Origin of the sequence: Sorangium sp. So ce394 (assembly GCF_051474665.1) — a bacterium.
Taxonomy (GTDB): domain Bacteria; phylum Myxococcota_A; class Polyangia; order Polyangiales; family Polyangiaceae; genus Sorangium; species Sorangium cellulosum_D.
This window is the reverse complement of the sequence record NZ_CP150339.1, coordinates 13206318-13232063: the sequence shown is the minus strand read 5'-3', so window position 1 is coordinate 13232063 and position 25746 is coordinate 13206318. Positions and strand designations below refer to the sequence as shown.

The 25746-nt window shown below is 72.8% G+C and carries 16 protein-coding genes; 4 read left to right on the top strand and 12 right to left on the bottom strand.

Annotated elements, in window-relative coordinates; all coding sequences use genetic code 11:
* Window positions 1–83 precede the first annotated feature (83 nt).
* From WMF33_RS48930 to miaA, 3 genes are read left to right on the top strand one after another with little or no spacing between them, the layout of a single operon-like run.
* Entirely contained in the window at window positions 84–674 is a 591-nt protein-coding gene (locus WMF33_RS48930; protein ID WP_437335003.1) for a hypothetical protein, read from the top strand.
* Entirely contained in the window at window positions 671–2785 is a 2115-nt protein-coding gene (gene mutL, locus WMF33_RS48925; protein ID WP_437335002.1) for a DNA mismatch repair endonuclease MutL, read from the top strand. The genes WMF33_RS48930 and mutL overlap by 4 nt, the downstream gene beginning before the upstream one ends.
* A complete protein-coding gene (gene miaA, locus WMF33_RS48920) occupies window positions 2782–3828 on the top strand; it encodes a tRNA (adenosine(37)-N6)-dimethylallyltransferase MiaA (RefSeq protein ID WP_437335001.1) in 1047 nt (348 codons plus the stop codon). The genes mutL and miaA overlap by 4 nt, the downstream gene beginning before the upstream one ends.
* A 342-nt stretch (window positions 3829–4170) precedes the next feature.
* Here the strand turns inward: miaA and WMF33_RS48915 are convergent, their stop codons facing one another.
* The 9 genes from WMF33_RS48915 to WMF33_RS48875 all read right to left on the bottom strand — a co-directional run bounded on the left by WMF33_RS48915 (window position 4171) and on the right by WMF33_RS48875 (window position 18434).
* A complete protein-coding gene (locus WMF33_RS48915; RefSeq protein ID WP_437335000.1) occupies window positions 4171–4974 on the bottom strand; it encodes a phytanoyl-CoA dioxygenase family protein in 804 nt (267 codons plus the stop codon).
* A gap of 213 nt (window positions 4975–5187) precedes the next feature.
* Window positions 5188–5865 (bottom strand): hypothetical protein, encoded by a 678-nt coding sequence (locus tag WMF33_RS48910; RefSeq protein ID WP_437334999.1) that lies wholly within the window; start codon window positions 5863–5865, stop codon window positions 5188–5190.
* 437 nt (window positions 5866–6302) lie between these two features.
* Window positions 6303–8747, bottom strand: coding sequence for a methyltransferase domain-containing protein (locus WMF33_RS48905; protein ID WP_437334998.1), 2445 nt, complete (start codon window positions 8745–8747; stop codon window positions 6303–6305).
* Window positions 8748–8866: 119 nt separating this feature from the next.
* Complete coding sequence (locus tag WMF33_RS48900) at window positions 8867–10156, bottom strand: DUF1552 domain-containing protein (protein WP_437334997.1); 1290 nt, start codon at window positions 10154–10156, stop codon at window positions 8867–8869.
* Between the two features lie 133 nt (window positions 10157–10289).
* Window positions 10290–11618, bottom strand: coding sequence for a DUF1552 domain-containing protein (locus WMF33_RS48895; RefSeq protein WP_437334996.1), 1329 nt, complete (start codon window positions 11616–11618; stop codon window positions 10290–10292).
* A gap of 51 nt (window positions 11619–11669) precedes the next feature.
* A complete protein-coding gene (locus tag WMF33_RS48890) occupies window positions 11670–13367 on the bottom strand; it encodes a DUF1592 domain-containing protein (RefSeq protein WP_437334995.1) in 1698 nt (565 codons plus the stop codon).
* A 624-nt stretch (window positions 13368–13991) separates the two neighbouring features.
* Window positions 13992–14534: an inorganic diphosphatase gene (locus tag WMF33_RS48885; RefSeq protein ID WP_020742099.1), complete on the bottom strand. Its 543-nt coding sequence runs from the start codon at window positions 14532–14534 to the stop codon at window positions 13992–13994.
* 121 nt (window positions 14535–14655) lie between these two features.
* On the bottom strand, window positions 14656–17079 hold the full coding sequence (locus WMF33_RS48880; protein WP_437334994.1) for a DUF1592 domain-containing protein: 2424 nt from the start codon (window positions 17077–17079) through the stop codon (window positions 14656–14658).
* 59 nt (window positions 17080–17138) lie between these two features.
* Entirely contained in the window at window positions 17139–18434 is a 1296-nt protein-coding gene (locus WMF33_RS48875; RefSeq protein ID WP_437334993.1) for a DUF1552 domain-containing protein, read from the bottom strand.
* Window positions 18435–19185: 751 nt separating this feature from the next.
* Here WMF33_RS48875 and WMF33_RS48870 point away from each other — a divergent pair.
* Window positions 19186–20430 (top strand): hypothetical protein, encoded by a 1245-nt coding sequence (locus WMF33_RS48870; protein ID WP_437334992.1) that lies wholly within the window; start codon window positions 19186–19188, stop codon window positions 20428–20430.
* A gap of 10 nt (window positions 20431–20440) precedes the next feature.
* Here WMF33_RS48870 and WMF33_RS48865 read toward each other — a convergent pair whose 3' ends face one another.
* The 3 genes from WMF33_RS48865 to WMF33_RS48855 form a co-directional block, all read right to left on the bottom strand.
* Window positions 20441–21772, bottom strand: coding sequence for a phosphoribosyltransferase family protein (locus WMF33_RS48865; protein ID WP_437334991.1), 1332 nt, complete (start codon window positions 21770–21772; stop codon window positions 20441–20443).
* Window positions 21773–21900: 128 nt separating this feature from the next.
* Window positions 21901–23337, bottom strand: a complete 1437-nt coding sequence (locus tag WMF33_RS48860) for a DUF6882 domain-containing protein (protein WP_437334990.1) — start codon at window positions 23335–23337, stop codon at window positions 21901–21903.
* A 268-nt stretch (window positions 23338–23605) separates the two neighbouring features.
* Window positions 23606–25603 (bottom strand): DsbA family protein, encoded by a 1998-nt coding sequence (locus WMF33_RS48855; protein WP_437334989.1) that lies wholly within the window; start codon window positions 25601–25603, stop codon window positions 23606–23608.
* Window positions 25604–25746 lie beyond the last annotated feature (143 nt).

Here is a 25746-nt window from a genome sequence, read left to right as displayed (position 1 = left end):
ACGTGCTACACGCCAGCCTCCACGTGGACTCGCACCGCCCCCCGCGCCCGCGCTCGCTGCGCCCCTGGTACCTGGTGGCCACCATGCTGCTCACCTGGCTCATCGGCGTGCGCGGCTTCATGGCGGGGTGCGGGACGGCCATGTACCTGCGCGGCGGCATGGCCCCCGACGTGATGGCCGTCGCCCAGCAAGCACGCGACCAGGGGGAGCCATTCCAGTTCACGTACCTGGTGCTCGAGGCGGCCCAGGCGCGCGCCCTCAGCCTGCACCAGGACGTCTCCTTCCCGCTCAGCATCGGCAAGGTGCTCCTCGGCGGGCTGCTCGTCGTCGCGAGCGGCCTGGCGCTCGGCGGGCGGCCCGGCACGCGCGGCTTCGTGCTCCAGGTCCTCTTCGCCAACCTGGCCTTCGCCGCGGTCGATTACGCGCTCACCCGGGGCGTCCGCGGCGCGTGGATCGACATGGTGGCGCAGGCGGGGGCGCTCCTGCCGCCGGACGTCCCCGAGCGCGCCGGCCTCACGAACCCGGACCTCTGGTGGACCGCCGAGCGGGTGCGCTTCGTGATCTTCGAGCTTGCCATCCTCGGCTCCGCGGCGCTCGCGCTGACGCGGGAGCGCACCAAGCTCTACTTTCAGGCGGTCGCCCGGACGACGGTCGACCCCGGCGAAGAGCCATGAGCTCCGCGGAGAGGATCGCCGGCGCGGATCCTCGATCGAAGCCCGCCCAGCCCGAGGCGCGAAGGGTCGCCGTCCTGCCGGACGACCTCGCCAACCAGATCGCGGCCGGCGAGGTGGTCGAGCGGCCGGCGAGCGTGGTCAAGGAGCTGGTCGAGAACGCGCTCGACGCGGGCGCGCGCCGCATCCGCGTCGACATCGAGGGGGGCGGCGTCGGCCTGGTGCGCATCGCGGACGACGGGTGCGGGATGAGCCGCGAGGACGCGTCGCTCGCGGTGCTGCGCCACGCGACGAGCAAGATCGCGCGGATCGACGACCTCCGCTGCATCCAGAGCTTCGGCTTCCGCGGCGAGGCGCTCCCGAGCATCGCCTCGGTGAGCCGCTTCTCGCTGCGCACGCGGCGCGACGGCGAGTCGGAGGGGACGGAGATCCGGATCGAGGGCGGCGGCGCCGCGCAGGTGGTCCCCTGCGGGTGCGCCGCCGGCACCGTGGTCGAGGTGCGCGACCTCTTCTACAACGTCCCCGCGCGGCGCAAGTTCCTGCGCGCCGTCGGGACCGAGTCGGCGCACGTGACCGAGATCGCGCAGGCGGTCGCGCTCGGCGAGCCGGGCGTGACGGTGGTGCTCTCGCGCGACGGGCGCGTCGCGCGGGAGTGGCTGCGCGCCGCGAGCCGCGCGGAGCGGGTGCGCGCGATGCTCGCGGGCGAGGAGCTCGCGACGTGCGCCGGGCAGCGGGGGCCGCTCACGGTCGAGGCGTTCGTGTCGCGGCCGGAGCGCGCCCGCTCGGGCGCCGGCTGGCTGTGGATGTTCGTGAACGGGCGGCACGTGCGCGACCGGTCGCTGGCGCGCTCGATCGCGCTCGCTTACGGCAGCGTGCTCGAGCCGGGCCGGTATCCCATCGGCGCGGTGTTCATCGATCTTCCTCCCGAGCTCGTGGACGTGAACGTCCACCCGCAGAAGGCCGAGGTCCGCTTCGCCGACGGCCGCGCCGTCGCCGACGCGCTCTACAAGATCGTCGCCGCGCAGGTGGCCGCGGCGTTCGGCCTGCCCGCGCCGGCCCCTGGCGGCTTCCAGGGCCGCAAGGGCAAGCTCTTCGAGGACGCGGCCTCGCCGCCCGGAGACGCCTGGGTATGGTCGAGCGGCCCCTCCGCGGGGGCGCCCGCGGCGGGCCCGCCCGCGGCGGCGGGCCCACCCGCGGCGGGCGCGCCGAGCGAGCGCCGGGAGCCGCCGGCCGACCCGTGGGGCCTCGGCGGCGACCTCGTCGGGATCCCGCCGGGGCGCCCGGAGGCCGCGCGCCCCGGGTCCGCCGCGAGCGGCGCGGGCGCGCCGGCGCAGCTCGGGGTGTGGGACGACATCGCGCTCGCCGAGCGGCGCGGCGGGGCGGTCGAGCCGGCGATCGCGCCGGGCGCTCCGGGGATCGCGCCAGACGAGCCGGCGAACGTGCCGGGCGGGCTGGCGAACGTGCCGGGCGCGCCGGCGAACGTGCCGTACCCGACCGGCAGCGCGTCCGTGCTCGCCGCGGCCGAGCGCGTCCTCGCCTGGAAATCGCTGCGCTTCCTCGCGCAGGTGCGCAACACCTACTTCGTGTGCGAGGGCCCGGACGGGATCTACTTCCTCGACCAGCACGCGGCGGCGGAGCGCGTGACGTTCCACCGGCTGCGCGCGGCGTATGACGGGCGCGACGTCGCGACGCAGAAGCTGCTCTTCCCGGTGCTGGTCCCGGCGGCGCCCGCGGAGGTGTCGCTGGTCGAGGAGGCGCAGGAGGCGATCGCGCGGCTCGGGCTCGACGTCCGCCCGGCGGGCGCGGCGCAGCTCGCGGTGCACGCGGTGCCGACGCTGCTCCGCCGCGCGGCCCCCGAGCGCCTCGTGCGCGACCTCGTGGACGAGCTGAGCCACTCGGGCGAGCGCGCCTTCTCGGGCGCGGTGGACCTCGCGCTGGCGACGATGGCCTGCCACGGCTCGCTGCGCGCCGGCGACCCGGTGGCGCCGGACGAGGCGCGCGCGCTGCTCGCGGCGCTCGACGAGGTGGATTTCGCCGGCCATTGCCCGCACGGCCGGCCGATCGTGATGCGCGTCGGCTGGCCGGAGCTGGAGCACCGCGTGGGGCGGCGGTGATCGAGGCCGAGCGCGGGCTCGCCCCGGAGGCGAGCGCGGCCGCCGCGCCGCCGTGCGCGGCCGATGCGCCGCCGTGCGCGGCCGATGCGCCGCCGTGCGCGGCCGATGCGCCGCCGTGCGCGGCCGCCGCGCCGCCGTCGTGGGAGACGATCGCGCCGCCGTCGCCGGGCGAGCTGCTCGTCGTGGTCGGCCCGACGGCGAGCGGCAAGACCGAGCTCGCGATCCGGCTCGCGGAGCGCTTCGGCGGCGAGGTGGTGAGCGCCGACAGCGTGCAGATCTACCGGGAATTCGACCTCGGCTCCGGCAAGCCGACGCCCGCCGAGCGGGCGCGCGCGCCGCACCACCTGATCGACGCGGCCGATCCGCTGGAGCCGATCGACGCCCAGCGCTTCGCGGAGCTCGCGGAGGCGGCGATCGGCGATATCCGCGGCCGGGGCCGGGTGCCCATCGTCTGCGGCGGCACGTTCCTGTGGGTGAAGGCGCTGCTCTTTGGCCTGTCGCCGGCGCCGCCCGCCGACCCCGAGGTGCGGGCGCGCCACCGCGCGATCGCCGAGGCCGAGGGGCGCGCTGCCCTCCACGCGCGCCTGGCCGAGGTGGATCCGGCGAGCGCGGCGCGCCTCGCGCCGAACGATCTCGTGCGCGTGAGCCGGGCGCTGGAGATTTACGAGCGCTCGGGCCGGACGCAGAGCGCGTGGCACGCCGAGCACGGCTTCCGGGAGCGCCGCCACGCCGCGCGCCTGCTCGCGGTGCACCGGGACCGCGCCGAGCTCGACCGCCGCATCGAGGCGCGCGTCTCCGGGTGGCTGGAGCAGGGCTGGGTGGACGAGGTCCGCTCGCTCCTGGCGCGCGGCTACGGCGGCGCGCGGGCGATGGGCTCGGTGGGCTACCGCGAGGTGCGGGAGCACCTGGAAGGTGGCCTGCCGGCCGCGGAGCTCGCGCCGGCCATCGTGCGCTCCACGCGCGTCTTCGTGCGGCGGCAGCGCACCTGGCTGAGGGATCAGCCGGTCGCACACGTCACGCTCGCAGACAGCGTTGATAGTTAGACTAACGAACCATATCGCCCCACGCGGCGGCCCCTCCAGGCGAGGTCCAAGGAGCGGGCGGTCGCACGCGTCATGCTCGCAGACGGCGGCAATCGTTAGATAGGCTAACGAACCATATCGCGCCGCGAGGCGGCCTCTCCAGGAGCGGTCGAGGGAGCGGGCCGTCGCGCAAGCCACGCTCGCAGATGGCGTTGATAGTTAGATAGGCTAACGAACCATATCGCGCCGTGGAAGCCCCCTCCACACGCAGTCGACGGAGCCGACGCGGCGGCCCTCCCACGAGCCCCGAGGCAGCCACAGGGCGTCGCGGGCGCGGGCGGTTCGGGCGCGCGACGGCGCGGGTCAATAGGCGAAGGCCTGGTAGACCTCGGTCTCGTCGGGCCCGTCGAGCGACTCGACGATCGGGTTGAAGCGGAGCATGCGCTTCGCCCGCTCCGACAGGTGGGGGAGGCTCTCGCGGGGCACCCGGATCGAGACCTCCGGCCGGAAGAGCCAGCGGCGGCTGTAGCCGATGACGACCATGGGCCGCGGCTCGCGCGAGCGGTTCGGGGTTCCGCGGTGCAGGCCGCGAACGTCGCGGACCATGACGTCGCCGAGCTCCATGGGGATCGGCTCGAGCGCGACCTCGCCCTGCTCGAGGCGCCGCATCCCCTCGGCCTTGGAGAGCATGTGCGTGCCACGGGCGATCTCGATCGGGCCGTTCTCGGCGGTGACGTCGACCAGGGGGAAGTTGACGGCGAGCTGGAATGCAGGCGTCTCCCTGCCGGTCTCCGGGAAGAGCGGCGGCGTGTCGCGGTGGACGTCCTGGTAATCGGACCCGAGGAGCGGGGTGTCGGTCGCGAGCTGGACCATGGTCATGTCGGCGCCGACCAGGCGCTCGACGACGCCCAGGATCGTCTCGTCTTCGTAGATGCGCGGCTCCGCGAAGGGGGCTTTGAAGGGGAGCGTGACGTAATACCGCCCTGGCCCCCGGTTCTTGAGGTGCCCCTCGCGCGCGATGTGCGCGTCGAGGAGCGGCGCGAAGGCCTCACGCCACGAGAGCAGCAGGCTCTTCGGGATGAGGCTCTTGATCAAGCAAAACCCATCGCGCTGCGCTGCGTGGGCAAGCTCATCCAATTCGGCGCTGGTGCGGCGGGCGAGGTTCATGGCTCGGCGCCAAGCTTGGAGTGGCTCACGCCGAGTCGTCAAGCTCATCACTCGCCCTCTACCGATTCGTGACGACCCCACCTTTCCCGGAATCGTCGTCTTCAAAAGAGAAGTCGCCGCGTCAGGGAGCTGGAGCACGCGCGGGACGGACGAGCGCCCTCACCCTGCTCGATGTCCGCAGGACTCCGCATCGGCAGCGCCGATTCCTCGCTCTCAGCGCGACTGCCACCTGACCTCGCCGTCGCAGCGCGGGCAGCCCGCGCCGCGCGGCCGCGGCTCCTGCGCGAACGCGACCCGGCCGCAGCCTGCGCAGACGGTCATGTGGCTCCGGTAGAGCTCCGCGTCCGAGAGGATCTCCGCGGCGAACAGGCTGAGCACGATGTCGCTCAGGAGGTCGCTCTCGCGCGGCGCCGGGATCCAGCCCGAGCGGCCTTCGACGACGCTCCACCGCACGCGCGCGCTGTACAGCGCCGCGCGGAGGAACCCGCGATCGGGGTTCGGCGCCACGAAATCGAGCAGCGCGAGCGCCACGCGCCGGCGCGCACATCCGGTGAGCGCCGCGACCTCGCGGTGCCGCTCGTCGAGCTCGCAGAGCTCCACGGGCGCCGCGCCCGGCTCGCGCAACGCGCGAGGGGCCTTCATCCAGCCGGGCTCGACCACGTGCTCGTGGAGCCACGCCGCGAGCTCGTGGGGTTCCCACGAACGGGTGGTGACCTGCATGAAGCTGAGCGCGCCGGCCAGGCTGGGGCTCGCGAGCAGGCGCGCCCGCAGCGCGACGAACGAGCCGGCCCGCCCCGCGCCGGCTCGAACGCCCTGCCCGAGGGCCTCGCGTCGGACGGAGCGGCTCGCGGGCTTGAGGCCCGCCATCGCGATCTTGAGGGAATTGCTCATAAGTTCCATGGGGTTTCCGTCCCGCTGTGCGCTGCGGGGGGCGGCCGATCGCCGGCGATGTGCGGCGCTGTAAGCGCCCCGCGTGCCAGCCATTCGATGCGTCAGCCCTGCGCCGCATCGCGCGAAGACGCGCTGATTGCGCTCAAAAGAGCGCGGCGCGCGCATGCAGCTGAGGTCTCGAGACCGCCGTCCATCGCGCGCGATTGCTGCGTCCAGGCATCAGGCAGCTGGAACGCAATCGACATCTGCGCTCGGCGCGCGTCCTGCGGTCATCCGCGGCTCGATAAAGCAGGTCCGTTTCGCGCGCCGGCGCGGCACGCAGTCGATCTTCCGCCCGCGACACCCCGAGATCGCGCCGAGCGCTCCCCGAAATATCGTGATGAGAGCACCCGATGCGTGGCCGCCGTCGGCTCACCCGCTCGGCAGCGAGGAATCCATCACTGCGGGCGCGGCGGCGAGACGGCGGCGCCGAGCGCGTGGGCCGCGCGCAGGGCCACGACCCGCAGATGACCGTCGGGCAGGTGCTCCCGGCCCGCGACCAGCGCGGTCAGCGGCACCCAGTGAAGCCGCCGAGGCGGAGCGGACATCGGCGCGGCCGTGGGCGCGGCGCCCGACGGGGACGCGGCTGCCGACGGGGACGTGGCTGCCAAGGGGGACGTGGCTGCCGACGGGGACGCGGCTGCCGACGGGGCACGCGGCGCCTCCGCGGCCACCCCGGTGACCACGAAGGCGATGGGGTGGACCAGCTCCGGCGTCAGCCCCGCCGAGGGGCGGTAGGCGCCTCCGAGCTCGACGGCCTCGCCCGCGTCGACGCCGTACTCGACGAGGAGCCGCGCCCGCACGAACGCCTCCGCCTCCGCGAGGGTGCGCGCGCTCCGCGGCAGCCGCCACGCCGGCGCGACAAGGAGCTCGCTGTTGCCCGAGAAGCTCTGGGCGGCGGGCAGGTCGTGGTCGTCCACGCCGAGCACCACCTCTCCCGACGGCGCGCGCGCGAGCAGCGCGGTCGAGACGGTCAGCGCGCCGAGCGGCCGCGGCACCACGTACTCGAGCTCGCGCGCGGCCACCACGGCGCCGCCGTCGGCCAGCTCCTCGAAGCGCGCCCGCCGCACCTCGAGGAACCCGGTGCTGGCGCTCGGATCCACCCGCGCGTACCGCCGGCGGCTCGGGCGCTCGAGCAGGGCGCGCAGCGACGTCGGCTCCACGACGGCCACCGCGCCGCCGCCCGCGCTCGCGAGCGCGGCGCCTGCCGCGCCCGCTCCGGGCGGCGCGGAGGGCCCCTCGGGGAGCGCGATGTCGTCGCCGATCCACGGCCCGAACGACAATCCGAAGCGCGCCAGCAGGTCGTAGACGTTCAGCTCGAGCCGCGCGTCGGGCAGGCCGCCGACCTGCGCGGCGCGCAGCAGCTGGCGCGCCTCGATCGCGCGGATGCGGCCCGAGGTGCCGAACCCGGAGACGTCCTCGGAAGGCGCGTTCACGAACGAGGGCTCGACCTCCACGAGCATCGAGCGCACCTCTTCGAGGATGCCGCCGGGCGACGGGTAGTACGTCGTCCCCGGGATCATCCGCTGGATCGCCTCCGCCCGCACGCCGGCCGCGCGCCCGAGCGCCCGCTCGACCGTGTGGCCGACCGGGAGCTCGGTCTGCACGACCGCGATCGGCTCGGCCAGGTAGTCGGCCGGGCCGCTGCCGTCGAGGGGGGGCGTCTCCTCGCGGCAGGCGCGCGCGATCGGACGCGGGTAACTCGTCCTCGCCAGCACGTACGCCGTCTCGCCGGCGAAGAAGAACGGCACGATGTCCAGCGTGGGGTGGGGCCGCGCCGCCAGGTCGAACACCCGGCCGGTGGCGCGATCCTGGTGGTGCTCGATCCGCAGGAACCGCGGAGGGCCCTCCGCCGGACAGAGCCGGAACGCGACCCCCTGACCGGCCTTCACCTTCTCGCCGACGATGAGGTAGTTCGTGGGCGGATACGGCAGCCGCACGCCCGCGGCGTCCCGCAGCTCGAAGCGGCCGGCGAACCGGTTGCGCACGATCCACGGGTTGCGCAGCGGCGTGGACGACAGCACGCGCAGGCCGAGCCGGGCGAAGAGGGCCTCGAACTGCGCTTGCGAGAAGTAGGTGTACTCCTCCTTGACCTCGGCTTCCCAGTCGGCGCGGTAATCCTTCCGCAACACGAACTCGACCGCGTGCTTGTGGGCGAGCCGATACCGCCGCCACCCGGGGCGCGGCGCGGGAAGCGCGCCGGACGGCCCGGGGGAGAGCCGCTCCAGCGGGAACCCGGGCTCGGGCGACAGCGATCGAAACTCGCCGGCGAACCGCTCGAGCAGCGCCGCGGTCGAGGCGCTGCGGGGGTCGGGGCCGCCGTCGCCGTCGTCGGCGGGCACGTCGAGCAGCACCGGCTGCGGCCCCGGGTCGACGAAGTCCCGCACCACCAGCACGCCGCCCGGCGCGAGCTGCTCCACCTGCGCCGAGAGCGCGTCCGCGGCGTTCGCGTGGCGATAGCCGCCGTACGAGGTCACGTGGTGCAGCACCGACGAGTCGAAGATCCCGTCGAGGCTCTCGGGCGGGAAGACCGCCGTGGCGATGTCGCCCAGCTGGAAGCTGAGGTTCGGGCGCCGGTGAGCGCGGCGCGCGAGCTCGATGACCGTGGGATCGATGTCGACGCCGATCACCTCGAGGCGCGGGTAGAGCAGCGCCAGCGCGGCGCTGCCCTGCCCCGAGCCCATGCCCATGTCGGCGACGCGGCCCTCGCACAGGAGGTGCGCGGCCGTGAGCGCGACCTTCTGGCGCATCGACGCGTCCATCGCGGACAGGTACCGCGCGTACGCGGACAGGTCGTCTCGCCGTTGATCCGCCTCGTACCCCGCCGCCGCGCTCGTCGTCATGGCTCACGAGTGTACGCCGGGCGCGGGGCGCGGGAAGACCGCACGGCCGGCGCGGTCACCGCCGGCGCGGTCGCGTGATGGCGGCGGCGCCCGCGCCGGGGCGCCGCGCGCCGGCCGCGTCAGGTGGCCGCGAGGCCCGGGAGCGGCGACTTGGCCGGCAGGTTCGGATCGCCGAAGCCGCTGAAGTCCGTGACGCCCATCGCGTCGCAGAGGCTGAGCAGCACGCGCTCGTGCCGCTCGGAGCTGCGCACGTAGCGCCCGCCGGGGCTCGTCTTCAGATAACCGCCCTCGCCGCTCGCCAGGACGAACTTCATCTCGTTCTGGTTGTGGTTCGGCGAGTCGCCCATGTCGCGGCACCAGGCGATCAGCGTGTTGTCGAGGAGCGTCCCGGAGCCGTCGGCCTCGGGGATCGCCTTCAGCTTGTTGATGAGATCGACGAACCGCTGCGCCAGCCACTTCTCCAGCTTGATCAGGTCGAGGTGCGCCGGAGCGCCGGTGTGGATCATCGAGCCGTGCTCCTCGCCCCGCAGCCCGATGTCCGCCAGCTCGACGTTCATGGCCTGATCCGAGCCCCACTGGATCGCGGCGACCCGCGTGATGTCGCACGCGAACGCGCCGACGATGAGATCCATGTGCAGGAGGTTGGCCTCCAGCGGGTTGCTCGGATCGCCGCTCGGCGCCGTCGGCGCGGCGCAGGCGCCGCCTCCGCCGGACGACGCGTTCGACAGCCGCTCCTCGATCTGCCGGATCGAATCGAGGTGCAGCCCGAGCTTGTACTTCTGCTCGGCGCCGAGGTTCCCCTCGAGCGCCTTGATCTCGTTCTTCAGGTTGTCGAGCACGCTCCTGCGGCGGCGCAGCACCTCGTCCGAGGTGGTGTTCGACGGGATCGCCGAGCCGAACAGGGTGGAGTAGGCCGACTTCGGGGACGCGAGCGTCGGCAGGTTGTCCTTGCGGTAGTACGGCGACCTCCCGCCGCTCACCGTGCTCTCGGCCCCGAGCAGGAGCGAGGGGATGGTCGTCTTCGTCCCGGCGGCGATCAGCTTGTCCGCGATGAACTGATCGACGGAGATCAGCCTGGCGGGGTCGCTGAAGCCGAGCCCGGTGAGGCCGTCGGGGGCGCCGTGGTTGTTCCCGGGGTTGCCGCTGGGGAGGCCGTCCACGAGCACGACGTGCTGCTTCACGTCCGCGAGCGGCGACGTGGACTCGCTGAACGTCGGGGTCTCGCCGGAGACGCTCGTGGGCTTCCAGATCTGGGGCGCGGTCCCCATCGTGCAGAACAGGAGCAGCCGCTTCGGCTTCTTCCCGGGCGCCGCGTGGGCGATGGAGTCGAGGAACGGCGTGAACAGGAAGCTGGCCCCGACGCTGGCGCCCAGGCCTTGAAGAAAAGCTCGACGATGAAGGCTGCGCATGAACGACCTTTCGCTCGCACCCGATTCTCTTGCAGCTTGCAGCCGTGCCGCGTGAAGAGCGCGGTCCGGAGACCGCCGCGACAGGCGCGTGGGGGCGCGCCTGTCGCGGCGGGGGGGCTCGCGCCCCGTGCTCTCAGGTAGCCGCCAGGCCCGGGAGCGGCGACTTCGCCCCCAGGGCCGGATCGCCGAAGCCGGAGTAGTCCGTGACGCCCATCGCGTCGCACAGGCTGAGCAGCACGCGCTCGTGCCGCTCCTGGCTCTTGATGAACCGGCCGCCCGGGGCCGTCTTCAGGTAGCCGCCCGTGCCGCTCGCCAGGACGAACTTCATCTCGTTCTGGGTGTGCGCCGGCGCGTCGCCCATGTCGCGGCACCAGGCGATCAGCGTGTTGTCGAGGAGCGAGCCGGAGCCGTCGGCCTCGGGCAGCTCCTTCAGCTTCTTGATGACGCCGACGAACTGCTCGTGCAGCCACTTCTCGAGCTTGATCAGCTTCACGTGGCCGGGGTCGTTGCCGTGGATCAGTCCGTTGTGCTCCTCGTCCGCCAGGCCGATCTCCGGCAGGTTGACGTTCATCATCTGATCCGAGCCCCACTGGATCGACGCGACGCGCGTGATGTCGCACGCGAAGGCGCCCACGATGATGTCGAGGTGAAGCTGGTTGGCCTTCATCGGGTTCGACATGTCGCCCGAGGGGCTCGTCGGGACGGAGCAGCCGCCGCCGGTGGGCCCGCCGGTCCCGCCGGTCATCGAGCCCGAGAGCCGGTTCTCGATCTGGCGGATCGACTCGAGGTGCAGATCCAGCTTGTACTTCTGCTCCTGGCCCAGGTTCCCCTTGAGCGTCGTGATCTCGCCCTTGAGGTTGTCGAGGATGCTCATGCGCCGGCGCAGCCGAGCCTCGGCGGCGGGGTCGGGTTGGTTCGGGTTCGTCGGGTTCGACGGGGTCACCCCCGAGAACACGGTCGAGTAGGCGGACATCGGCGAGCCGATCGGCACCAGGTTGGTGTTCTTGTAGAACCCGGTCTTGCCGCCGCTCGTGTCGGCGCCGAGCAGGAGCGAGGGGATGGGGGTCGCGAGCCCGGCGCCCTTCAGCTTCTCGACGATGAACTGGTCGACCGAGATCAGCCCGTAGGGGCCGTTGCTGAAGTAGCCCATCCCGGTGAGGCCGTCGGCGGACCCGTGGTTGTTGCCGGGGCTCGCGCTGGGGAGGCCGTCCAGCATCACGATGTGCTCCTTCACCTCCTCCAGCGGCGAGGTGGCCTCGCTGAACGTGGGGGTCTCCCCCGAGACGCTCTTGGGCTTCCAGACCTCGGGGGCCGTCCCCATGGTGAAGAAGATCAGGAGCCGCTTCGGCTTCTTCCCGGGAGCCGCGTTGGCGATGGAGTCATAGAAGGGCGAGAACAGCAGGCTAGCCCCGAGGCTGGCCCCAACACCCTTAAGGAAGTTCCTACGACTGTGGCTGCGCATGACCGATCCTTTCACTTGCTACCGATCTCTTCTTTGTTTGCAGCCGTGGGGTCACGGACCTTGAACTCTGCGGGTGAAGTGCGGCGTGCGCGTCAGCGCGAGCCACACGCTCTTCAGGCGGTACTCGTCGGCCGACGCCTCCTGCTGGACCTTCTCGTACGTGCAGCCGTCCTGCTCCCAGGTGTCGCCGAACGCGTAGTACGACCAGTAACGGACCATGCACGCCTTGACGTCGTCGCTCGCCGCGAGGTAGTCGGCCAGCTCGGTCACGCCGTTGAAGTTGAAGTCTTCCCCGGAAGGCGGCTCGACGATCATCCCGGTCACGTCGACGGGGATCCCGGCCTCGTCGTTCCGCCACCGGCCGAACGTGTCGTAGTGCTCGAAGCCGACGCCGATCGGGTCCATCTGCACGTGGCAGCTGTGGCAGTAGTCAGCGCGGGTGTGCTGCTCGACCATCTCGCGCGTGGTCGCCGGGGTCTCCAGGGGCTTGATGTTCGGATCGACGCCGGGCGGCGGGGGATCGAGCGGCTGGCAGAGCAGGCGCGTGCGGACCATCTTGCCGCGCTGGGTCGGCGAGGACAGCTTCGCGCCGCCGTGCCCGGTCAGGAAGCTGCCGTGGGCCAGGATGCCGCGATCGCGCTGCCCGGGGGCGAGCGTCACCCGGGTGAGCTCGGTGCCGCCGGCGCCGCCGATGCCGTAGTGCGTGGCCAGGCTGCTGTTGACGAACGTGTAGTCCGCCTGCAGGAGGTTGGCGAACGTGCCGTTCTGGTTGAACGCGGTGTCCACGATGAGCGCCTGCGTCTCGGACATCATGTCCTTGCGCAGGTCGTCGCTGAGGTTGAAGACCGTGTTGTCCTTCACCGCGGTGACCAGGCGGTTCAGCTGGAGCCAGCCGCGCATGAACCGCGTCATCTCCGCCTCGGCGAGCGGCCGCGTCGCCGGGTCTTCCAGGATGCGCAGCGCGTGCTGGGTGATCAGCTCGCTGCTCAGCGTGGTGCCCGCGGCGGCGGCCTCGTCGGCGGCCTGCAGCAGCGCCGCGTCCGGCATGGTCCCGGTCAAGAGGTACGAGAGGTTGCTCGCGATCTCGTGCGGGGAGAGCTCGTAGATGCCGCCGCCCGCCTCCCGGCCGATCTCGTGGCGGTACAGGAAGTACGGCGACTGCAGCATGGCGCTCACGACCACCTTGGCGCCGTCCTCGAACGTGCTCTCCGCCCCGAACAGTTTGTCGTAGGCCTCGAAGCGGTCCGTCGGGAGCGGCTCGCGGAACGCGCGGCGGCCGAAGTCGCGGATGAACTGGCCGCGGCAGGCCTCGTCGGTCGTCCGGCAGGTGGCCGAGCTGAGGGTGTCGAGCTTGTTCGTCACCGCCCAGTCCGCGGTCGCCTCGGCCCAGTCCATGATCTGCTGGGCGGTCAGGTCGCGGATCACGAGCGCGTTCGCGTCGGCCGTGAACCCGAGCACCTGCGGATCGTTGAAGATGCTCGGCAGGGCGACGCTCGGATCCCGGAAGAGATCGCGCACGGTGGCCTCGAACTGCTCCACCGTCAGGCGCCGCACCGTGCGCGGGCCGGGGGTGCTCAGGTCCTCGACCTCGCACTCCGACACCTTGGGGATGTCGTGGGGCTGCGGCGGCGGCTTGTCGATCGGCGGCTTATCGTCCGGAGTATCGCTCGGGTCGTCCTCGGCGGGCGTGCCGTCGACATTGCCCAGATTGCCCAAGCAACCGAGCGGGCCGGCGAGGAGCAGTGCCACTGCGGAATAGCGGCGACACGCCTTCGCCGAAACTAAGCTCTTAAGCGTGCTCATCATTGCTTGAGAAAAGCTGATGTCTCTCATGTTGTCAAGCCCCGATCAAGCGGTGTCGCCTTGATAACTCACGAGCTCACGTGGTTTCCACGTGCCCTGACTCGATTCGTCGGTTGGTTGATTCAGCGCTTCTACCTGTCTCCGCAGGCCTCATCGTTCACAGGATCGTCACAGGACCGAGTTCGCTCTCCAGAGAGGGAGTCTCGCTCGACGCAGAGCGTCGAGCCGATTCACGCTGTCGTGCGCCATGCGGGCGAGCTCGGCCGGCTCGCCAACCCAGAGCCGACCCGGAGCCGCTGGATCGCCAGGCGCGCCTCGACCTCGGGTCCCGCGGCCAGCCGCCGGGCGAGCTGGCCATTTCCCGTGAGTGTCGAAAAGCGATCCACGGCGAGATGAACTGCAACCCCTGTGCCGCGTCGTCCCTCGATGCCAACCCGGGGTCCTGGGCCAATTTCTGGATTTTTTCGGAGGTTTCGCTGGGGTGGACGCAGGAAAGTCCAGGAAGCGTGATCCACCCCGGTCGCGATCCATCCATGCTCATCGGTGGCCGGGCCCCCAGCCCCGGCCGCGTCAGCCCTTGGACCAGGCGCTGATCGAGCGATAGCTGGCGACGGACTCCTCGATGACCTCCAGGGCGCGGTTCCTGTCGTACATCGTCTCGACCTCGGCGAGCTTGTTCTCGAGCGTCTTGTAGTCGATGAAGAACCGCATGAGCTCCTTGGTCACATGCGGGGGCAGCTCCTCGTGGGTCAGGTAATGGGCCACGGAGGGGTCGTCGACGGCGACGGCGATGATCTTGTCGTCGACGCCCTTGTCGTCGCGCATGAAGAAGCCGCCGATGGCGCGCGCCCTCACGATCGTGAGCGGCACGACCGGCTCCTGCATGAGGACGAGGACGTCGAGCGGGTCGCCGTCGCCCGCGTGCGTCTGGGGGATGAAGCCGTAATTGGCCGGATAATGAACGGACGAGTAGAGCACGCGATCGAGCATCAAGAGCCCGGTCTTCTTGTCGAGCTCGTACTTGCACTTCGACCCCTTGGGGATCTCGATCACCACGGGAAAGAAGTCGTGCCGGCTGTCGGGGAGCAGGATGTCGTGAAGCGGATGGGTCATTGAGGCGTCCTGGGCTTTCGCCCCGCCCTGGGTGTGGACGAGGGGCGCGCAGGATAGCAGAATTCCAGGCAAATTGGCGCGCGACGTGGCGCGCGCGACGTGGCGCGCGCCACGCCGCGGCTCACTCCCGCCAGCAGAACCCGAAGCGCGCGGACGCCCCCGGCAGGAGCTCGGCGTTGTAGCTCATGCCGGAGAACTTCACGCCCGCGTTGCCCGCCTCGGCCACGGCGTTCCACACGTCGGTGGGCGTGCCGTCGGTCTGCAGGGTGATCACCCAGGTCGCCGGCGCGTCGCCCACGTTGGTGACGTCGACCGACTTGCAGCCGCCGCCGTCCCACACCGTGTCCACGGTCTCCTTGACGTCGAAGTCCGAGTTCACGGGCGGCGGGTCGTTGTCGGTGCCGCCCGACGGCTCCTCCTCGCCGCCGCCGGGATCCTCCGACGGATCCGGCTGCGTCGCCGCCTCGGCGAGGCGCCTCGTGAAGCGCGGCGACTGCGCGATCGCCTTGATGACGCCCGCGACCGTGAGGTTCTCGGGCCCGAGCTGGCCGGTGATCTGGTCCGCCATGCAGGAGAGCTCGGCCTGGTCCATGGCGCCGAAGCCGAAGCGGAGCCACTGGAGGGTGAAGCACGCCTGCGCGTCGGGGCTCTCCGCGAGCTTCTGGGCGAGCTCTCCGGTGCCGTCGAACGGGCCGCTCGTGCCCTCCGCCCCCACGATGTTGCCGCTCGCGTCGACCGGGTGCCCGTCGTCGGTGTCACGGTAGCGGCCGACGCCGTCGAAGTGCTCGAAGCCGAAGCCGATCCCGTCGATGAGCGAGTGGCAGCTGCCGCACGCCTCGTTGTTCGAGTGCTCGAAGAAGCGCTCGCGGGTCGACTTCGTGGGATCGGGCTGGGGCGGCTTGACGTCGAGCCCCGCGGGCGGCGGCGGCAGCGGCTGGCAGAGGAGTTGCTCGCGCACGAACTTGCCGCGGTGCACCGGAGACGACTCGCCGGCGTGCGCGTGGGTGCTGAGGACGCTGCCGAGCGTGAGGATGCCCATCCGGTTCGACCCGGTGAGGTCGACGCGCGTCGTGCCGTACTGATCCGCGGCCCCGCCCGGCGCCGGGAGCCCGTAGAACGACGCGAGCTCCGGGGTCACGTAGGAGTAGTTCGCGGTGTACATCTCGCCCAGCGAGCCGGAGCCATCCTGGAGGAGGTGGTGCACGAAGGCCGCCGTCTCCTTCTCGATCGCCTGCCGGATCTCCTCGGTGTACTCCGGGTACGCGGTCATGTCCTTCGACGGCTTGGCGCTGAGCTGGAGCCATGTCCTGAAGAACCTGAGGACGCCGGCGTCGGCCCGCGGATCCTGCATCATCCGGTCGACCTCGGCGGAGATGGCCGCCGGCGTCGCGAGCTCGCCCGACTCCGCCTTGCTGAGCAGCTCGTCGTCCGGCATCGAGCTCCAGATCATGTAGGAGAGCTGAGACGCGATCTCGTGCGGCAGGAGCTGGTAAGTGCCGTCCTGCGCGGCCACACCGAGCTCCGGGCGATAGAGGAAGTACGGAGACTGGAGCACGGCGGCGATCATCGCCTGGACGCCCCCGGCGAAGCCCTCGTCGGCCTTCACGCCGCGGTAGAGCTCCATGTACCGGGACCGGTCCTCTTGCGTGAGCGGCCGGCGGAAGGCGCGGCGCCCGAAGCCCTCGAAGAACTCGGTCGCGCACGCGTCGTCTCCGGTCTCGATCGGGCAGGGGACGAGCGACCCGGGCGCCGCGGCCACCTTGGCGGCGATGTCCTCGGCGGCGTCCCGCATGAGCTGGACGTCGGCGCCGGCGTAGAGGAGCGCGTCGGCGTTGTTGTCGAACCCCTCGACGTTCGCGTCGGTCGGGAGGATGTAGCCGGTCGTGTCGACGCCGAGGAGGTCGGCCACGGTCCTGTCGAACTCGACGCGCGACAGCCGGCGCAGGACGCGCCGCCCGGACACCATGTTGGGCTCGCAGGCCGTCGGCTGGTCCTCGCACCCCTCGCCCAGGTTGACGCGGTTCACGAACTTCTCGAAGGACTGGTATTCCTCGCTCTGGAACGGGATGAGCGCGCCGCCGGCGTGGCCGTCGGGGTGCCGTCCGGAGGGGCGCAGGAGGAGCGTCGACTCGCCGTTCACCTCGAGCGCGGCCATGGCGCGCACCGCCTCGAAGTTGGCCTGCAGCGCCTCGTCGGTACCCGAGGTGTCGAACACCATGCGGGTCCCCTTCGCGAGCCCGCTCGCGGTGTGGCAGACGGTGCACTTCGAGGACATGATCGGGTCCCAGAGGTTCGCCTTGAAGAACTCGATGTTGTCGGCGCACCCCGAGTCCAGCGAGCCCGTGTCGTCTCCGCCGTTCGTCTCGTCGCCGCCTCCGAACATGCCGTTGCAGCCGGCGCCCGCGGCGCCCAGCGCGGCGCATGAGAGCAGGAGCGCGTAGCCGAGGCGCGGAGTCCGCCGGCGCCGCGGGGGGTCGCTCGCCGGCGGGGGCCGGGAGACGGGCGCGTCCGCCGTGTCGAAGGGTCCCTTCGCGTGTGTGTTCATAAGCTTGTTCCTCGTAATCCCAAGTGCTTTGAGTGGACGGACGTGCGGACGACCGCGCGTCACGCGAGCCCGTCCAGGGGGCCGGTGCCCTTCGAGGCGTCGCCGAAGGTGCTGTTGCTGAGGCCCATGGCCTGGCAGATGGAGACCAGGAGCTGCTGGTGGGGAGCGCCGCCGAACTTGATGTAGCGGCCGGGCGTGAAGGCTCCCCCGCCGGCGAGGACGAACGGGACCGACTCGCACCGGTGCAGCGGCGCGTCGCCGAGCTCCTTGGCCCACACGACCAGCGTCTCGTCGAGCAGGGTGCCGCCGCCGGAGCCGGCGGTCGACTTCAGCTTCTTGAGGAGATAAGCGAACTGCTCGGCGAACCACCGCTCCGCGATGCGGAACCTGTCGACGTCCTCCCCCGAGCTCGCGTGCGAGAGCGAGTGATGATCCTGGCTGGAGAGGCCGAGCCACCGGAGGTGCAGCGGCGAGACCGTGTGAGAGAACTGGACGGTGGCGACGCGGGTCCGGCCGCAGGCGAGCGCCGCGGCGACGAGGTCCATCTGCGCGACGGCGATGTCGGGCACGGCGTCCTCGTCGGTCGGGTTGAACGAGGGCGGCGGCGGGGGCGCCGTGCCGCAGCTCGCCGCGACGGGGCCGGCGCCGGTGCTCGCGCCGGGCGCGATCTGCTTGAGGCCGTCGATGTGCGCGTCGAGCTTCGCCTGCTCGCGCGCGGGCACGCCGGCGCGCAGCGCCTCCATCTCGCCGTTCGTGACGCGCAGGATGCTCTGCCGGCGCTTCATCTTCGGATCGATCTCGCCACCTCCGGTTCCGGTCGAGCCGCCGTTGCCGGTGAAGCCGTCGAAGATCTGGTTGTAGGCGGTCCGCGGCTCGTCGATCACGGGCGCGAACTGCCCCGCCGCGCTGTAGGACATGCGGGTCTGGGCGCCGGTCCCCCACGGGCTCGTGTAGATGCCGAGGTTGACCGGCCGGACGCCGAGCTCCTGGGCGACGTACCAGTCGACGCTCTGGCCGCGGCTCGCGCTGCCGGCGTTCCCGCCGCCCGTGAGCATGTTGATCATGCCGGGCTCATGGTTGTCGACGCCCTTGAAGTCGATGCCGTCGCAGATGATGAGATCGGACTTGTGCGCTGCGAGCGGCTCGAGGATCGAGCCCGCAGGGAAAGAGAAGCTCGATCCGGAGCCCGTCGGGCGCCAGAGGTGATGATGAGTCCCGTTGGGAGAGAAAAAGATGACGAGGTTGCGCGCAGTACCACCGTCGGCGCGAAGCTGGCTGATCCTCCCGAGGAACGGAGCGGCGAGGAGACCAGCGCCCAGGCCGGCGGCGAAGCGACGTCGGGATATGCGGTTCATGCGAGCGTGCTTTGCAGAGGCCGTGCCCGCGAGGCGATCGGCGCCTGAGCACTCGAATTCATCGAGCTCGCGAGGGTGCCACATGTCGCCTGAACCCGGAGCGGTTCTGGGCGCGAGATCCAGTCGATTTGGAGGATGATCCTGAACCGGAACGAGTTCGGCGCACATTCAGCACAATGCGTGAGCCTCTGCGGCACCGCACGGGCTCATCCGCGAAACGCGCGACGCAGGCCCTCATTCAGCGGCGGATATTCAAGGCACGTGCCGCGGGCGTCCGGAAATGCCTTAAGGGGTCTCAGCGCCGCTGGTGATGCCTGGCACATTCACGCTGCATCAGGAGGACGCCAGGAACGCGAGGAGAAGCCACAATTTTATCCTCCTGGCATCCTTTGTACCTCGGCCGCTCGACATCTCCTCGCCTGGAGAATACGACGATGCAGCGATGCTCGTGCGTGTCCGATCCAGTCACACAGAGCGAAGACCGCCAGGACGCCAAGAGCAGTCGAGACCGTGCCCCGCGCACGCCCCACCCGGGCGACGGGAGCGCGCGCCCGCGCCGCGCCGGCCGCGGCGCAAGGCGGCCTGCGCGCTCGCGCTGCTCGCGCTGGCCGCCGCCCTCGGCGGCCCCCCCGCCGCGGCGGCGCGCGCGCCGGACGCGGCGCCGGACGGTCCGCCGCCGCCCGCCCCGGGCGCCCTGCGGGGCGTCGCGCCCACCGATGAGGCCGCAGAGCCACCGGCCGACGGCCGCCCCGTGGTCTCGCCGGTCCAGCGCCCCGACGAGCGCGACGTCCCGCAGCGCGCCTGCTCCTTCGCGCTGCCCGTCTGCGCGCACGCGCCCGCGGGCGTCCCCGGCAGCGCTCTCCTGGAGAGCCTCGCCGACCTCGAGGCCGCGATGCGCGCCTACGACGCGCTCGGCCTGCCGCGGCCGCTCCCCGACGGGGCGCGCGGCGGCAGCCCGGCGTACGACCTCTACCTGGAGCGCGGCCCGCGCCGCCCGGCGCGCGTCGGGCACGACCTCAGGGCGATCGGCGAGCGGTTCGACGCCGCGAGCGCGTTCGCCATCGTCGCGGCGCCGGGGCGGGGCGGGTGCTCGAGCGCGTCCGACGCGGCGTACGCGCTCGGCCACGCCGTCGCGACGCGCCTCGACGCCGGGGCCGAGGAGGGCGCGCTCGCCATGACGGCGAGCTACCTCGCGGCGATCGCGGCGCCCTGCCCGGCCGAGGAGCTCGCCGCGATCGACGCCTTCCAGCGCGCGCCCGAGCGGGCGCTCACGGGCGCGGCGCTCGGCGCCCTCGACGGCGCCCTGCTCTTCCCGTGGTACCTCGACGACGCCTACGGCACCGGGACGCCGGCGCAGGTCGCGATGTCGCTGCTCGCCATCGCGGCGCAGCCCACGCCCGGCGGCGCGGCGCGCTTCCGCGCCGAGCCCGACACGTTCGACGCGCTCCGGGCGTCGCTCCGGTCCCGCGGCAAGGACCTCGACGACCTGCTCCTCGAGTTCGCGATCGCGCGGGCGTTCGTGGGCAGCCGCAGCGACGGCGCCCACCTGTCCGACGTGGAGCGCTTCGGCGACTTCGGCCGGGTGCGCTTCGAGTGGTCGCTGCCCTACGCGACGCTCCCGCGGCGGGTCGCGCCCCTGCGCCCGATCGAGCCGACCGGCGCCACCTACCTCTGGCTCGATCTGGCCGCGGAGGGCGCGGCCGGCGGGCCGGACCTCGAGGCGGCCGAGATCACCCTCGTGGCCGACTGGGAGCTGCCCGCGCTGTTCCGCTGGGCGATCGTGAAGGTCGACCGGCAGGGCGCCGAGGCCGGCCGCGTCGAGGTGGCCGGCATCTTCGGCGAGAGCCGCGCGCAGCGCACCGTGGTCGGGCTCGACGGCCTCGCGGGGCTGCTCATCGTGGGCGTCAACGCGGGGAGCATGATCCGGAGCCGCCCGTTCGACCCCGACGACGCGCCGTTCATGCCGCACGCGTACACGGTCTGGCTCTCGAGGTGATCGCGGCGTATCACGCCCGCGCCTCGTCGCCCCTCGGGGACAGGTGCTGCGCGAACCACTCCCCCGCGAGCCGGGCGACCGCCGCGAGCGCGCCCGGCTCCTCGAACAGGTGCGTCGCGGAGGGCACCACGGCGAGGCGGCGCGGGCCGGCGAGGCGCTCGAGCGCGCCCTGGTTCAGCGCCAGCACCGTGGTGTCCGCGCTGCCGACGATGAGCAGCGTCGGCGCCCGCACCCGGGTCAGGGCCGCGCCCGCGAGATCCGGCCTGCCGCCGCGCGACACGACGGCGCCCACGGCGCGAGGCCGCGCCGCCGCGGCGACGAGCGCGGCCGCCGCGCCGGTGCTGGCGCCGAAGTAGCCGACGCCGAGGTGACGGAGCTCGGGGCGCGCGAGCGCCCAGTCCGTCACCCCGAGCAGCCTCCGGGCGAGCAGGTCGATGTCGAAGCGGAGGCGAGCGCTCCGGCGATCTTCGGCGGCCTCCTCCTCGGTGAGCAGATCGAACAGCAGCGTGGCCAGCCCCCACCGCCAGAGCGCCTCCGCGACCGAGCGGTTGCGAGGGCTCCTGCGGCTGCTGCCGCTGCCGTGGGCGAAGAGCACGAGGCCGATCGCGCGCTCCGGGATCGCGAGATCCCCGGGCAGCGCCGCCGTGCCCGCCTGGACGAGGAGCGGCCGCTCCGCGCCCTCCGGCGGCGGCAGCTCGCGCCGCGCCTCGGCGAGCAGCCAGGCGACCAGGTCATCGGAGGTCTGCGAGAAGTCCTCGTAGTAGGCGCCGATCGCCTGGAGGCCGGGGTCCTCCTCGATGCAGGCGATGGAGTCGACCTCGCGGGCGAGCGACGACAGGCTCGATGGCGCGGCGACCGGCGCCGCGAGCACGATCCGCCTCGGCGAGCGCTTGCGCAGGTCGCGCAGCGCGGCCCGCACCGTGCCGCCGGTCGCGATGCCGTCGTCCACGACGATGACCGTCCGCCCCTCGACGCGGGGCATCGGCCTGTCGCCCCGGAACCGCCGCACCCCGCGCTCCACCTCGGCGGCCTGCTGCTCCGCGATGTCGGCGAGCTCCGCGTCGGCGATGCCGAGCGCCGAGACGAGGCTCCGGTCGATGTACACCTCGCCCCCCTCGGAGATCGCGCCCACGCCGAGCTCCGGCTGCCCGGGCGCGCCGAGCTTGCGCACGATCCACACATCGAGCGGCGCGCCCAGGGCGCGCGCCACCTCGTAGCCCACCTCGACGCCGCCGCGGGGCAGGGCGAGGACGAGCGGCGCCTCGCTCCTGTACCCCGAGAGCAGCTGCCCGAGCCTGCGCCCGGCGTCCCTGCGATCCTGGAACAGCTTCGCTCGACCCATCGCCGCCTCCCCTCACCACCGCTCCCTTTTGGATCGTGTCGATCTTTCAAGAGCGGTGCCGCGCGCGGCGCGCGGCGGGGGCGCCGCGCCGGCGCGGGCTCAGCCGCGCGGCGCGCCGCGGCGGACCGTCAGCCGAACAGGCTCCACTCGTCCTCGATGAGCGACAGCGCGTTGATCAGCTCGATCGCGAGCTCGCGATCCAGCCACTCGTCGACGCGCTGGCCGGCCGCGACCGCGCTGAAGCACGCGCGCGGGATGCGCTTGGCGAGGTGCATCAGGCACGAGCCGGTCCGATCGAGGCGCGCGACCCAGTCGGTGTCGCGGTAGGCGTACCTGGCCTGGTGGAACAGCGAGTCGCTGAGCGCGGAGATCCTGTCGCGGATGACGTCGGCGGGCTCGGCGCGCGACGCGATCGCCTCGCGGACCTCGCCGATGGCGCGCAGCACCAAGCCGACCGGCGCGCCGGGGTGGAACGAGGCGCGCTTCGGCGAGAACGTGAGATCGTCGAGCGCGACGAAGTACCAGGCCTGCGGCGAGGACACGCGGTAGAGGTACGCCGCGCCGCAGGCGTCGGCCGCCCTCATCGCGACCTGCCAGGCGCCCTCCTCGTCGACGCTGTCCTGCTCCGCGGGCATCCCGTCGATGCGCTCGACGCCCGCGCTGCTGACGAGCGGATCCGCCCACGCCATGACCACGACCGACGTGGTGCGCGACCAGCTGCACAGGAGGCGCGCCCTCGCCTCGGCGGAGACGCGGCCGCCCGGCGCGATCCAGACGAAGCGCCCGTCCTTGAGGTCGGCGCGGTGCTCGTGCTGCGAGGCGCCGTGCTCGGCGAGCTGCTGGAAGAGCGCCTCGCCCCGCGCCGCCCAGCGCTGGGCGAGCGCCTCCTCGGCGCTGTCGGACGGCGTGTCGTCCCAGTCGAGCTCCGGCGGCCGGGGCGGCGAGAGCTCCGTGTCGTCCGCCTCGCTCGCGGGCTTTTCGCTGCGGGGTCGCCGCTTCGGCGGCGTCGCCTGGGCGTGCTCGTCGGCGCGCGCCCTCGCGGGGCGGAGCCTCGGCGCCGCCGGCCGCTCCGTCGCGGCGCCCTTTCTCGCCGCCGGCCGCTCCGTCGCGGCGCCCTTCCGCGCCGCCGGTCGCTCCGTCGCGGCGCCCTTTCTCGCCGCCGGCCGCTCCGTCGCGGCGCCTTTCCGCGCCGACGAGCGCTCCGTCGCGGTGCCCTTCCGCGCCGACGAGCGCTCCGTCGCGGCGCCCTTCCGCGCCGACGACCGCTCCGTCGCGGCGCCCTTCCTCGGCGCCGCCGCGCGCTCCGTCGTGGCGACCTTCCGCGACGTGGTCGATCGCTTCGCCGGCGCGGCCGACCGCGCGGCGGCAGCCTTCGCCTTCCCGGGCGTCGCTCGCGCGCTGGCCGCCGGCCGCTCGTGCCTGTCGCGGAGCGCGGCCGGCGAGCCCGCCTCGGCGACGCCGCGCTGGCCCGCCTTGTCACGAGGCTGCGCGCGCGCCCGCCCGCTCGATGCCTTGACGGTGCGCCTGGGTTCGGCCGATGTCCTTCGACCGCGCGGTTTGGGCATTGGGACAGCGTATCACGAGCCCGGCGGGCGATACCGACAGACGCGCCCCGAGAAACGCGCATGTCGAACGGAAAGGCGGTCCACCGAGCGCCGCGCCCGGGAGCCCGCAATCGAGCGCTCCGTCGCGGCGCCCATCACCCGAGCTCGCACCTCCCCGGCCCCGCGCGCTCACGCCGCCTTCAGCGCAGGTGCGTTTGCGTTCAGCGCCCGTCTTGTTGCGTTTGTTGCGTTTGTTGCGCCCAGCTGCCCGTATTTGCGTCGCTCGCGTTCAGTTCGCCTCGCTGAGGGCCCGGCGCACGACCTTCTTGAATTTCCTGAGCGGTTGGGCTCCGCTGACCAGGTAACCGTTGATCACGAACCCCGGAGTCCCGGTGATGCCGGCGCTCCGCGCGGCCTCCGCGTCGGCCTCGACGGCGGCACGGTGGGTGCGCTCGTCGAGGGCTCGGGCGAAGCGCGCCGCGTTGAGCCCGATGCTCGCGGCGTGCTGCTCCAGGGCAGCGCGATCGAGGTTCGCGGCGTCATGGGCCTTGAAGAGCCGATCGTGCATCTTCCAGAAGCCGGCCTGCCCCTGCTGCGCGAGCGCCTCCATGGCCGCTTCGGCGGCCAGCTGCGCTTCGGGGTGGAAGGGGAGCGGCAGGTGGCGAAAGACCACGCGGACCTTGCCCGGGAACGCCTTGAGGAGCTCATCCATCGTGGCGGCGCTGCGCGCGCAGAAAGGACACTGGAAGTCGGAGAACATCTGGATGACCACCTTGCCGGCGGCCGCCCCCTTTGCGGGGTGGCCCTTGGGCGGCGGCGGCACCGACACCTTCGGCGGGAGCGCCGGCGGGACAGCCTGCTTCTGGATGGCCTCGTAGACCTTCGCGCGCGGCGTCCCCGCCACGACCATGGCCTCCGCCTTGGCGAGCTCCTCGTCGATGAGCGCCTGGAACTCCTCGATCGGCTGCGCGCCGACCAGCCTGCGCCCGTTGATGAAGAAGTGCGGCGTCCCCGCGGCGCCGAGATCGTCGGCGAGCTCCATGTCGGCCTCGATCGCGGCCGCGTGCTTGCGCGAGGCGACGGCGCGCTTCGCCGCCGCCACGTTCAGCTGGAGCTCGGCGGCGAGGGCCTCGAGCGCCGCGTCGTCGAGGCCGGCCTCGGGCGCGAGGAGGCGGTCGTTCGCCCGCCAGAAGGCGGCGTCCCCCTTCTGGGCCCGCGCCTCCCGCGCGAGCTCCGCCGCGGGCTCGGCGCGGGGGTGGAACGGGAGCGGGTTGTCCTTCCAGACGACGCGCAGCTTGTCACCGTACTGCGCCGCGAGCTTCTCGACCGTCGGCGTCACCCGCCTGCAGAACGGGCACTGGTAGTCGCTGAACAGCACCATCGTGACGAGCGCCGTGTCCTTGCCGCGCACGGGCGAGTCGCCGACCGGCACGAGGTGCACCACCCGGCGCTCTTCCTCCTCCGCCGCCTCCTCGGGATCCGCGGCGGGCGCCGCGAAGTTCTTCGCCGCGAGCGCCGCGTAGATCTGCTCCGGCGGCGTCCCCGCGGCGCGGAGCGCGCGCGCCGCGGCGAGCTGCGCGTCGATGATCTCGGCGAACCGCTCCGCCGGCTGCGCGCCGACGAGCAGGACGCCGTTGATGAACGACGCCGGCGTGCCGTCCACGCCGAGCCGCGCGGCGAGCGCCATGTCGGCGTCGACCTTGCGCGCCGCCCCGCTCCGCTCGACGAGCTGCTCGACCTGGCCGGGCGTCACCCCCGCGCGCCGGAGCGCCGTCGCTTCGAGCTCCGGAGAGAGCCGCTCGTCCGCCCCGAAGATGGCGTCATGAAACGCCCAGAACGCGCTGGGGCCGGCGTGCGCGAACACCGCCATCGCCGCCTCGGCGCTCGGGCGGGCCTGCTTGTGGAAGGCGAGCGGGAAGTTCTTCCACACGATCCGCAGCTGCTCCGGGCCGTAGCTCCGCTCCAGCTGCCGCAGCGTGCCGCCCAGGTGCTTGCAGAAGGGGCACTCGAAATCGGAGAACACGACGATCGTCACGGGCGCGAGCCGGCTGCCGCGCGCCGGATCGGCGCGGGTCACCGGCACCGGACCTGGCTCGCCCTCCGCGACCATGAGCTCATCGAGCGTCGGGCGCGTCGCAGCCGTCGAAGACCGCGCGGCCGCGCCCGGCGGCTGCGCGGCCTTCGCCGGCTGCGACGCGCCCGGGGCGGACGGCGGGAGCGCGGAGCTGCAGGCCAGGGCGAAGATCAGCGAGAGCCAGGCGACGGCGGCGAGGGCGCGGCGGAGCATCGCGCGAGTGTACTCGCGTTCCGCGATGACGCCGGCCGTCGCCGCGCGGCCTCGCTGCGCCCGGCGCGGAATGCGTCCGCGCGTCGCCCCGGGAGCGGCGAAGCGCGCGGATGCGGCCGGGCCAGGCACGATTGACGCCCTCG